The 10,419-nt window shown below is 60.5% G+C and carries 11 protein-coding genes and 1 pseudogene; 1 reads left to right on the top strand and 11 read right to left on the bottom strand.

The window, feature by feature from the left end; all coding sequences use genetic code 11:
* Positions 1 to 470, top strand: a pseudogene (locus RCH93_RS17625) (ATPase); the annotation flags it as partial.
* Positions 471 to 531: 61 nt separating this feature from the next.
* On the opposite strand, the gene RCH93_RS17620 reads toward RCH93_RS17625, so the two are convergent.
* The 11 genes from RCH93_RS17620 to RCH93_RS17570 form a co-directional block, all read right to left on the bottom strand.
* Positions 532 to 687 (bottom strand): hypothetical protein, encoded by a 156-nt coding sequence (locus RCH93_RS17620; protein WP_306549749.1) that lies wholly within the window; start codon positions 685 to 687, stop codon positions 532 to 534.
* A gap of 110 nt (positions 688 to 797) precedes the next feature.
* Positions 798 to 1,532, bottom strand: coding sequence for an FKBP-type peptidyl-prolyl cis-trans isomerase (locus RCH93_RS17615; RefSeq protein ID WP_306549748.1), 735 nt, complete (start codon positions 1,530 to 1,532; stop codon positions 798 to 800).
* Between the two features lie 247 nt (positions 1,533 to 1,779).
* On the bottom strand, positions 1,780 to 3,078 hold the full coding sequence (locus RCH93_RS17610; RefSeq protein ID WP_306549747.1) for a phenylacetate--CoA ligase family protein: 1,299 nt from the start codon (positions 3,076 to 3,078) through the stop codon (positions 1,780 to 1,782).
* Positions 3,079 to 3,173: 95 nt separating this feature from the next.
* Positions 3,174 to 3,908 carry an ABC transporter ATP-binding protein gene (locus tag RCH93_RS17605; protein ID WP_306549746.1) on the bottom strand — a complete coding sequence of 245 codons (735 nt, stop codon included), beginning with the start codon at positions 3,906 to 3,908 and terminating at the stop codon, positions 3,174 to 3,176.
* Between the two features lie 42 nt (positions 3,909 to 3,950).
* Positions 3,951 to 4,712 (bottom strand): ABC transporter ATP-binding protein, encoded by a 762-nt coding sequence (locus RCH93_RS17600; protein WP_373693318.1) that lies wholly within the window; start codon positions 4,710 to 4,712, stop codon positions 3,951 to 3,953.
* Between the two features lie 26 nt (positions 4,713 to 4,738).
* Positions 4,739 to 5,821: a branched-chain amino acid ABC transporter permease gene (locus tag RCH93_RS17595; protein WP_306549744.1), complete on the bottom strand. Its 1,083-nt coding sequence runs from the start codon at positions 5,819 to 5,821 to the stop codon at positions 4,739 to 4,741.
* Complete coding sequence (locus RCH93_RS17590; RefSeq protein WP_306549743.1) at positions 5,821 to 6,711, bottom strand: branched-chain amino acid ABC transporter permease; 891 nt, start codon at positions 6,709 to 6,711, stop codon at positions 5,821 to 5,823. The genes RCH93_RS17595 and RCH93_RS17590 overlap by 1 nt, the downstream gene beginning before the upstream one ends.
* Before the next feature lie 51 nt (positions 6,712 to 6,762).
* Positions 6,763 to 7,923, bottom strand: a complete 1,161-nt coding sequence (locus tag RCH93_RS17585; RefSeq protein WP_306549742.1) for an ABC transporter substrate-binding protein — start codon at positions 7,921 to 7,923, stop codon at positions 6,763 to 6,765.
* 85 nt (positions 7,924 to 8,008) lie between these two features.
* Complete coding sequence (locus tag RCH93_RS17580; RefSeq protein WP_306549741.1) at positions 8,009 to 8,440, bottom strand: ACT domain-containing protein; 432 nt, start codon at positions 8,438 to 8,440, stop codon at positions 8,009 to 8,011.
* Between the two features lie 135 nt (positions 8,441 to 8,575).
* A complete protein-coding gene (locus tag RCH93_RS17575; RefSeq protein ID WP_306549740.1) occupies positions 8,576 to 9,877 on the bottom strand; it encodes a phenylacetate--CoA ligase family protein in 1,302 nt (433 codons plus the stop codon).
* Between the two features lie 50 nt (positions 9,878 to 9,927).
* Positions 9,928 to 10,419: indolepyruvate oxidoreductase subunit beta (locus tag RCH93_RS17570; protein WP_306549739.1), on the bottom strand; the 492-nt coding region annotated here is incomplete at its 5' end.

Below are 10,419 nucleotides of genomic sequence, written 5' to 3'. Positions count from 1 at the left end.
TCGTGCTGCTTGATTGCGGCAGCCGCGACATCAAGTTTGTCCGTTTTCATCAGGGCGAGGTGGCGGACATGGGCTGGAACGCTGAATGCGGCGCCTCCATGGGCTTCACCATCGAACTGTTGGCCGCCTACTACCGGCTCGACTACGCCGCCATCCCGGCGCCGACCTCCGGCTTTTCCATCACCTGCGGCGTGCTCGGCATGAGCCACATCTTCGACGCCGTGGTTTCCGGAGCCTCCGAAGCCGAGGCGGTGGCGAAATTTGTGCGCGGCATTGCCCTGAACGCCTACCGTTTCGCCCACGAACCGGAAGAATTGTTTCTTTCCGGCGGACTCTGCGACAATCCGCTGTTTGTCGCCAGTTTTCCCTGTCAGGTGCATCCCCTGGGCCGCTTTGTGCTGCTGGAGGGTTTGCGCGCCACCCTTGGCGACAACTCGGCTCTGCGGGCCTTTACGCCGTTGGTCAAATAAAAAAAGCCGGCCGCCTCAAAAGAGACGCCCGGCTTGCAATCATTCCAGGACAAAGAAGCAATCAACCCTTCTTGTCTTTTTTCTTCTCTTTCTTTTTGTCCTTCTTTTTGTCCTTTTTCTTCTCTTTGTCTTTGTCCTTCAAAGGACAACTGCCGCACATCTTGCCTTTCTTCAGATAACCTTCACAGCACTTGTCCTTTTTTTTGTCTTTACCCATGGTGCGCCTCCTTCCGTTTGCCAAGGATCGTGCAACGCCCGCCGTTCCACATCACGACTCTGCAGCCTGAGAACAAAAGGTATGACCAGCGTCAGGGGATGAAAAGGGGATTATTCCTTTTTCTCTTTTTCTTTCTCTTTTTCCTTGGCCGGCGCTTGGATCTCCATCAATTCAACCTGGAACACCAGCATTGAGCCGGGCTCGATCACAGGAGGAGCCCCACGGTCGCCATAGGCAAGATCCGGCGGAATGTACAACTCGTAGGTCGAACCGACTTCCATCAACGGCAGGGCTTCCTGCCAGCCGGCAATCACCTGATTGACCTGGAACACCGCCGGCTCGTTGCGTTTGTAGGAGCTGTCGAACTCCTTGCCGTCCAGCAGAGTTCCCTTGTACTGCACCTTGACGGTGTCGGTCGGGGCCGGTTTGGCGCCCTGCCCTTTTTTCACCACCTTGTACTGCAGACCCGACTTGGTCTCGGTCACCCCTTCCTTGCCCTTGTTCGCCTTCAGGAAATCCTCGGCAGCCTTGCGGTTCTTCTGGACCATGGCCACCGTCTTCTGGATCTGTTTTTCCTGCTGACGTTTGGCAAAGGCCTGTTGAATTGCAGCGGCGTCGGCGGCGGAAAGCAGCGGCTTGTTGCCGTTGTAACCGTCAACAATGCCCTGCTGCAGCACGTTGAGGTCAAACTTGTCCTCAAGGCCTTTGAAATACTCGCCAAGATCAAGGCCCATGGCGTAGCTCAATTTCTGCTCGTCATTTTTCAACTCCATCGGCTGATCGGCCGCGAAAGCCGTTCCCGCCATGAGCAGCAGGACAAGCAGACCAGACACATACAATTTCATACAGTTCTCCTTTTTACGGTGATTGGGGGGGGTAACAGGAAGCGTTGGCGATCCCGTCGGCAGGCACAGGCCATCGGGATCGCTGCGCCAAATTTCACATCATTGCGCAACAGCGAAAAATCTGCCGCGAACTGCCGTCTTGCCTCGCCGGAGAGGCCGCCTTCGCCACCATTCAGGCAAACGCTGAGTAAAGCTAATCACCCTTGCCCGCATGGTGTCCACTACTTTCGCAACTGGCGGCAATTTTTTATAATTTCCTTCGATCAACAACCCGCTTGGCCTTGCCTTCCGACCGCTCCAGGGTTTTCTCCTCAACCAGTTTGACGTCGACGCTGACGCCGACTTCAGAGGCAAGGCGACTTTTGATGCGGTCCACCACCATGCGCTGCTTCTTCATCTCGTCAAAAAAGATCGACTCCATCACCTCGACCAGCACCGTGATTTTGTCGGCATGGTTCTCGCGCTCAACAATGATCTGATAATGGGGCTCGACTCCCTCGACCTCGAACAGCACCTTCTCGATCTGCATGGGGAAGACGTTGACGCCTTTGATGATCAGCATGTCGTCGGTGCGGCCCATCACCCGCTCCATCCGTTTCAGCGTCCGCCCGCAGGGGCAGGCGCCGGGGATGAACCGGGTTAAATCCCTGGTTCGATAACGGATCATGGGAAAGGCTTCCTTGGTCAGGGTGGTGATCACCAGTTCCCCGACCTCGCCTTCCGGAACCGGCTCAAAGGTTTTGGGGTCAAGAATCTCCAACAAAAAGTGGTCTTCGTTGATGTGCAGGCCGTTGCATTCGCTGCATTCGCCGGCAACCCCCGGCCCCATGACCTCGGACAGACCGTAGTTGTCGGTGGCGACAATGCCCAGTTTCTGGTGGATTTCCTTGCGCATGCCCTCGGACCAGGGCTCGCCGCCAAACAGGCCAAAGCGCAGGGAAAGCCCGTTGGGGTTGATGCCCATCTCCATCATGGCGTCGGCCAGCACCAGGGCGTAAGAGGGGGTGCAGACCAAGGCCGTGGTTTTGAAATCCTGCATGATCTGGATCTGCCGCTTGGTGTTGCCGGCTGAAATCGGGATGACCGAGGCCCCGATCAACTCCGCCCCGTAATGGAGGCCAAAGCCGCCGGTAAACAGGCCGTAGCCAAAGGCGATCTGGATGACGTCGTTCTTGGTCACCCCAGCGGCGGTGATCACCCGCGCCACCAGGTTGGACCAGGTTTTGATGTCGTTGCGGGTGTAGCCGACCACGGTGGCCTGCCCCGAGGTGCCGGAGGAGGAATGCACCCGGACCACGTCGCGCAACGGCACCGCGAACAGACCATAGGGGTAGTTGGCGCGCAGATCCTGTTTTTCGGTGAACGGCAGCCGCCGCAGGTCGTCCAGAGAACGGATGTCGTCGTAGTTGAACTTCAGCTGCTCAAATTTCTTTTTGTAAAAGGGGACGTGGGTGCCCACCCGATAGAGCGTCGACTGCAACCGCTCCAACTGGAGTTGCTCCAGGTCTTCCCTTGCCATGCATTCTCGTTCCGGTTCCCAGTACATAATGAGATTTCAGTCTGTAGGTGTTTAGTCTGTAGGCGTTTAGGTGGTGCGTCTGTCAGGTCGTTCGGTTGTTTCCATTGTCCGACAGATACAGTCTAAGCGACCTCATCAATCTTTTCCCGACCCAGATAGGCCCGCTGCACATCCGAGTTGGCCAGCAGGTCGGCAGACGGCCCCTGGACAATGACCTTGCCGACCTCCAGCACATAACCGCGATCGGCAATGCCCAGGGCGGCCTTGGCGTTCTGCTCGATCAGCAGCACCGTGTTGCCCTCCGCCCGGAGCCGCAGAATAATCTGAAAAATGTCGCGGACGATCAAGGGCGCCAGCCCGGTGGAAGGCTCGTCCATCATCACTAGCCGGGGTTTGGACATCAGCGCCCGGCCCATGGCCAGCATCTGCTGCTCGCCGCCGGAGAGCGTTCCGGCCAGTTGCCGCCGCCGCTCGCGCAGGATGGGGAACAATTCGTATTGATGTTCCAGTTCCTTGAGCACGGCCACCCGACCCTGGGTTTTCTGGAGCACATGGCCGCCGAGCAGCAGGTTCTCCTCCACCGACATCGGCGCGAACACTTGGCGTCCTTCCGGCACCAGCACGCATCCGGAGGCGACGATCTGCCCCACCGAGGTCCGAGCGCAGGAGCGGCCAAGAAAACTGATCTCGCCCTGCATCGGTTTGATCAGGCCAATGACGGTGTGCAGCAACGTAGTTTTGCCGGCCCCGTTGGCGCCGATCATGGCCACGATCTCGCCGGCGTCGACATGCAGGGAGATGTTTTTCAACACCCGTAATTTGCCGTAGCCGGCGTCAAGGTTGCGGATCTTCAGCATGCGACACGTGCGAAGGAGGGTCGGCTCGACTGGCGCAAGCACTCAGCCGGCATCGTCCTCTCCCAGATAAATTTTAATGACTTCAGCGTCCTTCTGGATGTTGGCCGGCGTGTCCTCAGCCAGCTTGGAGCCGAAACTCAACACCACGATCTCGTCGGAGATGTCCATCACCAGCGACATGTCGTGCTCCACCAGCAGCACGGTGACTCCCATGTCCCGGATGGCGCAAATCAATCTGGCCACCTCGGCGGTTTCATAGATGTTCAGCCCGGCGGCCGGTTCGTCGAGCAGGAGCAGCTTGGGTTCGCTCGCCAGGGCGCGCGCCATCTCCACCGCCCGTTGCTGGCCAAAGGCCAGACTGGTGGCCTCGACCCCGGCCAAATCGGCAATCTGCATCAGCTCCAGCAGCTCAAGGGACCGGGCGCGGATGGCCCGCTCCTCCTTCCAGGTGGAGGGCAGATTGAACATGCCGGCAAAAAAACCGCTCCGGCTTTGCACGTGCCGTCCGACCATGACGCATTCCAGCGCGGTCATGCCGTGGAACAGTTTGATGTTCTGGAAGGTCCGCGCCATGCCCAGCCGGGCGACCTGATGCGTCTTTTTGCCCTGGATTTCCTGGCCTTGAAAAACGATGGTTCCGGCGCTGACCGGCAGATTGCCGGCGATCAGGTTGAACAGGGTGGTCTTGCCGGCCCCGTTGGGACCGATCACCGCCTTGATGCTGCCGGCGGCCACCTGGAAACTGACGTCGTTGACCGCGTGGAGTCCGCCAAACCGCTTGTGCACCCCTTGCAGCGCCAGCATCGGCGTGTTCAAATCCTGCACACCGCTCATGACGGGCCCCCAAGGAACATGCGGCGCAGCAGCGGTTTCAGGCGCAGACTGAGGATGCCGTCCGGGGCAAAGAGCATGACGAAAATCAGAATCAGGCCAAAAACCGCGTCGTCAAAGGCCCCGAACACGCCGCGCAGGGACAGAAAGGTCAGCCCCACGCCCATGATCAGCGCGCCCCAGAGGTTGGTCATGCCGCCCACCGCCACCAGGGCCACATAGCGCACCGACTTCATCACCGAGGCCTCGCTGGGACCGATGCCGCCGTTGAAGTGGGTGAGCAGCGCGCCGGCGACGGCGGCGTAAACGGCGCTGAGAATAAAGACCTGCAGCTTGAACCGGGCAGTGTCAACGCCCGAGGCCTCGGCCGCCTCTTCGGAGCTGTGCAGCGAACGCAGGGCCCGACCGACCCGCGAGCCGATCAAGTTGAGCAGCAGCCAGGCCCCGACGATGAGCACACCCCAGGCCAGATAAAAATTGGCCACCCGATGTTCGACGTCGCCGCTGATCACCAGCGGCCCCCAACTGCCCAGGGCCGGCAGCAAGGTAAAGCCGGGCGTCTCGGAAATGCCGTCGGCCTCGCCAAAATAGGGAGAGGCCAGCAGGATGCGATAGATGATGGTGCCAAAGCCCAGGGTGGCCATGGCCAGGTAATGCCCCTTGAGCTTGAGCACCGGCACGCCGATGATCAGGGCGATCACGGCGGCGGCGGTTACCGCGCAGCCGCAGGCGGCCCACGGCGACACGGTCAGCAGATGGGCGCCGTAGACGTCCTGGCCGGGAACCAGCAGCCCCAGGCCGTCCAGGAGCCGAACCGGCCACGACGCCTCAAACGGGGCCAGATTGCGGGTGGTCAGGGCGGCGGAGACATAGCCGCCGATGGCAAAAAATCCGGCGTGGCCAATGGAAATCTGGCCAGCGTAGCCCATGAGCACGCCCAGGCCGATGATCACCAGCCCGTAATAGGCGGCCATGGTCAGCTGGGTCAGATAAAAAGGGGCGTCGGCGAGCACGGTCAGCAGATGCAGTCCCACGGTCGCCAGACAGAGCCCGGCCAGCGAGTAGTTTTTCCGGGTCAGCATCAGAAGTCCTTCAACCGCGCCGCCTCACTGGAGCCGAACAGTCCGTGGGGTTTGACAAAGAGGATGATCAGGAGAATGGCGATGGAAATGGCGTCCTGAAAGGCCAGCGGCACCACGGACACGGAAAAGGCCTCGATGATTCCAAGCAGGATGCCGGCTGCCACAGCGGCCATGGAGTTGCCCAGACCGCCGAGAATGGCCACGGTGAACCCCTTGATCGCCAGCGAAGTTCCGGAATCGTACTGGGTGTAGGTGATCGGCGACATCACGCAGCCGGCCAGGGCACCGATGCCGGCGCTGAGCATGAACGACAGGGTCACCATGTTGCGGGCGTTAATCCCGCAGAGCAGGGCCGCCGTCCGGTTGGCGGCGCAGGCCCGCATTTCCCGGCCAATCGGCGTGCTCTTGAAAAAGAGGCTCAGTCCGCCCATCATCACCCCGGAAGCCGCGATCACCCACACCACCTGGGGCGAAATGTGGACGCTGCCCACAGAAAAGGTGGTGATCTCGTTGCCGTAGAAATAGGGCAGGCTGCGGATGGATTCGCCCCAGATGTGCAGGGCCGATTCGCGCAACAGGATGGAGATGCCGATGGTGATGATGATCAATCGCAGCACCGAAGGACTCTGCAGCCAGCGGATGAACAGCATTTCAATGGCGGCGCCGATCAGCATGGTCAACGCCGTTGCCGCCGCAATCGCGCACCACAGCGGCATGAACGGCAGCAGGGAGATGGAGATCATGCCGCCGAGCATCACAAATTCGCCCTGGGCGAAATTGATGATGCCGGTGGCGTTGTAAATGATGTTGAACCCAATGGCGACAACGGCGTAAATGGCGCCGTAGGTGATGCCGGCAAAGAGGTATTGAAAAAAAAGATCCAGACTCATGCAAGTGAACACTGTGCGGCGGGCGCCGCTCGACGCCCGCCGACGCAGACCTTATCGGCCCTGATAGAGGATAAATTTCCCGTCTTTGACCGTCATCATGGCAAAAGAGTCAATAGCCAACCCGTTGTGATCCTGCGGCGTAAAGGAAAACACGCCGCCAACGCCGGCAAATTTTTGCAGGCCCTCGACCGCGTCGCGCACCTTGGCCCGGTCGTTGCCGGCCTGCTTGATTGCCGCGGCCACCATGTTCATGGCGTCAAAGGCGTAGCCGCCAAAGGCGGAGGCGTCTTCCTTGTACTTGGCCTCATAGTCGTTTTTATACTGGGTGAGCAGCGCCTTCTGGGGATGAGCGGCCTCTAGCGCGTCCGCCACCAGCAGGCGGCCGCAGGGGAAGATGATCCCCTCGGCGGCAGCCCCGGCGGCCTGGGCGTACTTGATGTTGCCAAAGCCGTGGCTTTGGAACAGCGGCGCCTGCCAGCCCACCTGGCGCATATTCTTGGCAATGATCGCCTGGGCCGGGACCACCGACCAGTTGACCACCGCCTGAATGAAGGCGTCGGCCTTCAGCTTGGCCACCAGGGCGCTGAGATCGGTGGCCTTGCTGTCGTAGGTCTCGGAGGCCGCCACCTTGATGCCGAAGCTCGGGGCCATTTTCTCCAGCTGCTCCTTGCCGGCCTTGCCGAACCCGTCGTTGCCGGCGGCAATGGCGATGGTGTTGATTTTGAGGCGCTGCATCTCCTCAAAGATCATCTGGGCGGCAAAGCTGTCTTTCTGCGGCGTCTTGAATACATACCGGGCCACCGGATCAACGATCACCTCGGCGGCGGCGCAGGAGATCAACGTGGTCTGACCGTCCTCGGCCACCTTCTTCACCGCTAGCGACTCGCCGGAGGTCGAGGGGCCGATGATCGCCACCACCTTCTCCTCCTCGATCAGCTGTTTGGCAAAGGAAACCGCCTTCTCCGAGCTGCCGGCCGAATCCTTGACGATCAGTTCAACCGTGTCGCCGTTGATGCCGCCGGCCTTGTTGATTTTCTCGACCACCATCTCGGCGCTCCGCGCCTCTGGCCCGCCCAGGAAGGAGGCCGGGCCGGTCACCGCAAAAATCGCGCCGACCTTGACCGTGCCCGCCGTCGCCGTCGACAGCGCCGACGCCAACACCAGGCACCCGGCGGCGCACCCCAAAGCCCATCGTCTGATACCGCTTTTCATCTTTCCCCCCCTTTTCACAAAATGCACTTGAATAAAAAACATCGCCCGACCGAGACCGGCGAGGACGATGCAAACCCCTGGAATCCTACAGGGCGCAAATCTGGGTGCCGGTCAGCAGGGTAAAACTGTTGGCCTGCAACATTTCAATCGCCTTGTCCATCTCGTCGAAACGGAAGATCAGCACCGCGTTGGCGCCGCTCTTGTTGACAAAGGCGTACATGTATTCGACGTTCAACCCGGCCTCGTTGACCACCTTGAGCACGCTGGCCAGCCCGCCGGAGCGATCCGGCACCTCGACCGCCACCACGTTGGTCTTGCCGACGGTGAATCCTCCGGCGCGCAGGGCCTCCTTGGCCAGATCGACCTTGTCGACGATCAGGCGCAGGATGCCGAAGTCGGCGGTGTCGGCCACGGACAGGGCGCGGATGTTGATGTCGTTTTCAGCCAGGATCCGGGTGATTTCCGCCAGACGACCGGATTTATTCTCGAGAAAAACCGCAATCTGTTCGACACGCATACGATCCTCCATGGGGTAGGTGGATAGGTTTTAGGTTGATAGCCTGTAGGCGTTTAGTCTGTCAGCTAAAAACGATAAAAAAATGCCTATTTTCGCTAACAAGCTACAGACTAAACAACCTGAAAAGCTAAACGACTACATTTTCCTGCGATCAATCACTCGCTGCGCCTTGCCTTCGGAACGCTGGATGGAGCGGGGTTCGACCAGTTTGACCTTGCAGGTGACGCCGAGCATGTCCTTGATCTCCGCCTGGATCTTTTTGCTCAGCTTTTCGAGCACCTTGATTTCGTCGGAGAAGATGTGGTCGCTGACCTCAACCAGCACCGCCATGACGTCGAGGTTGCCGTCGCGGGTGACCTCGATCTGGTAGTGGGGTTCGACGCCCTCGATGCCGACCAGCACGTGTTCCACCTGGGAGGGGAAGACGTTGACCCCGCGAATGATCAGCATGTCGTCGGTGCGGCCGGTGACCTTCTCCATCCGGATCAGGGTGCGTCCGCAGCCGCAGGGCTCCAGGAACAGACGCGAGATGTCCTTGGTCCGGTAGCGGATCAGGGGAAAGGCCTCCTTGGTCAGGGTGGTGAAGACCAGTTCGCCGGTTTCGCCGTAGGGCAACGGCTCCAGGGTGTCGGGATCAACGATCTCGGGCAGGAAGTTGTCTTCCAGGATGTGCATGCCGTGATCGGAGTGGAGACACTCCATGGCCACGCCGGGACCGATGATCTCGGAGAGGCCGTAGATGTCCACCGCCCGGATGCCCAGCTTGCGCTCGACCTCTTCGCGCATGTTCTCGCTCCACGGCTCGGCGCCGTGGATGCCGACCCGCAGCTTCAATTCCTCGGGCGAGACGCCGGAGTCGATCATGGCATCGGCCAGATTGAGGGCGTAGGAGGGGGTGGACAGCAGCACGGTGGAGCCGAAATCGCGCATGATGGTGATCTGGCGTTTCGAGTTGCCGCCGGACACCGGAATGACCGTGGCCCCGAGGGCCTCAATGCCGTAATGGGCGCCAAGACCGCCGGTGAACAGGCCGTAACCGTAGGCGTTGTGCACCATGTCGCCCTTGGTGACCCCGGCCATGGTCAGACAACGGGCCATGACCGAGGCCCACAGGCCGATGTCCGCCGCCGTATAGCCGACCACGGTCGACTTGCCGGTGGTGCCGGAAGAGGCGTGCACCCGGATGACGTCGTCCATGGGCGTGGCGAACAAGCCGAAGGGATAGTTGTCGCGCAGATCGTCCTTGGTGGTAAAGGGCAGTTTGCGCAGATCAGCCAGCGACTGGATGTCGCCCGGCTTGACCCCGGCCGCGTCCATCTTTGCCCGATAGGGCAGCACCTTGTCGTACATCCGGCGCACCAGGGCCTGCAGCCGTTTCAACTGGATCGATTCCAGCCCGGCCCGCGGCAACGTCTCGATTTCTTCCACCCACATCATCGTTTCACCTCTTGCTCAGCTTTGGCGCTGTCTGCCCGGTTGCCGCCGGTTCAGGCGTAGACCGCCGCCCGACCAGCGGCAAAGGCTTGTTTGTTGACCTCGCGGAACCGCTCCTTGACCGTCGCGTCAATCACCCCAAGAAAGACGTCCGGGCTGACCGCGAGGAAATTGGACATGGCCCCGACCATGGCGACGTTGGCGGTGCGCAGTTCGCCCACCGACTCGGCCACGGCAAAGGCGTCGATGGCCACTACCTTGATGTGGCGGTTTTTCAGCTCGTCGAGGATGTTTTCCGGATAGCTGGCCTTGCCCAGCGCCACCGACGGCGGCAGGATCTTCTGGGTGTTGACCACAACGGCGCTGTCCTTGTGCAGGTAGGGCAGATAACGGACCGCCTCCAAAATCTCGAAGGCCACCAGGATATCGGCCGTACCCAGTTCGATCAGCGGCGAGTAGACCTTCTCGCCGTAGCGCAGATGGGCCTCCACCGAGCCGCCGCGCTGCGCCATGCCGTGGACCTCGCTTTTTTTGACGTCAAACCC

This window comes from Desulfobulbus sp. (assembly GCF_030824455.1).
Taxonomy (GTDB): domain Bacteria; phylum Desulfobacterota; class Desulfobulbia; order Desulfobulbales; family Desulfobulbaceae; genus Desulfobulbus.
The sequence above is the reverse complement of the archived record's forward strand: the minus strand, read 5'-3'. Positions and strand labels throughout refer to the sequence as shown.

Excerpts from the sequence above, each read along its gene's own strand:
- RCH93_RS17620 (WP_306549749.1), bottom strand. The coding sequence starts at position 687 with ATGGGTAAAGACAAAAAAAAGGACAAGTGCTGTGAAGGTTATCTGAAG.
- RCH93_RS17615 (WP_306549748.1), bottom strand. The coding sequence starts at position 1,532 with ATGAAATTGTATGTGTCTGGTCTGCTTGTCCTGCTGCTCATGGCGGGA.
- RCH93_RS17610 (WP_306549747.1), bottom strand. The coding sequence starts at position 3,078 with ATGTACTGGGAACCGGAACGAGAATGCATGGCAAGGGAAGACCTGGAG.
- RCH93_RS17605 (WP_306549746.1), bottom strand. The coding sequence starts at position 3,908 with ATGCTGAAGATCCGCAACCTTGACGCCGGCTACGGCAAATTACGGGTG.
- RCH93_RS17600 (WP_373693318.1), bottom strand. The coding sequence starts at position 4,712 with ATGCTGGCGCTGCAAGGGGTGCACAAGCGGTTTGGCGGACTCCACGCG.
- RCH93_RS17595 (WP_306549744.1), bottom strand. The coding sequence starts at position 5,821 with ATGCTGACCCGGAAAAACTACTCGCTGGCCGGGCTCTGTCTGGCGACC.
- RCH93_RS17590 (WP_306549743.1), bottom strand. The coding sequence starts at position 6,711 with ATGAGTCTGGATCTTTTTTTTCAATACCTCTTTGCCGGCATCACCTAC.
- RCH93_RS17585 (WP_306549742.1), bottom strand. The coding sequence starts at position 7,923 with ATGAAAAGCGGTATCAGACGATGGGCTTTGGGGTGCGCCGCCGGGTGC.
- RCH93_RS17580 (WP_306549741.1), bottom strand. The coding sequence starts at position 8,440 with ATGCGTGTCGAACAGATTGCGGTTTTTCTCGAGAATAAATCCGGTCGT.
- RCH93_RS17575 (WP_306549740.1), bottom strand. The coding sequence starts at position 9,877 with ATGATGTGGGTGGAAGAAATCGAGACGTTGCCGCGGGCCGGGCTGGAA.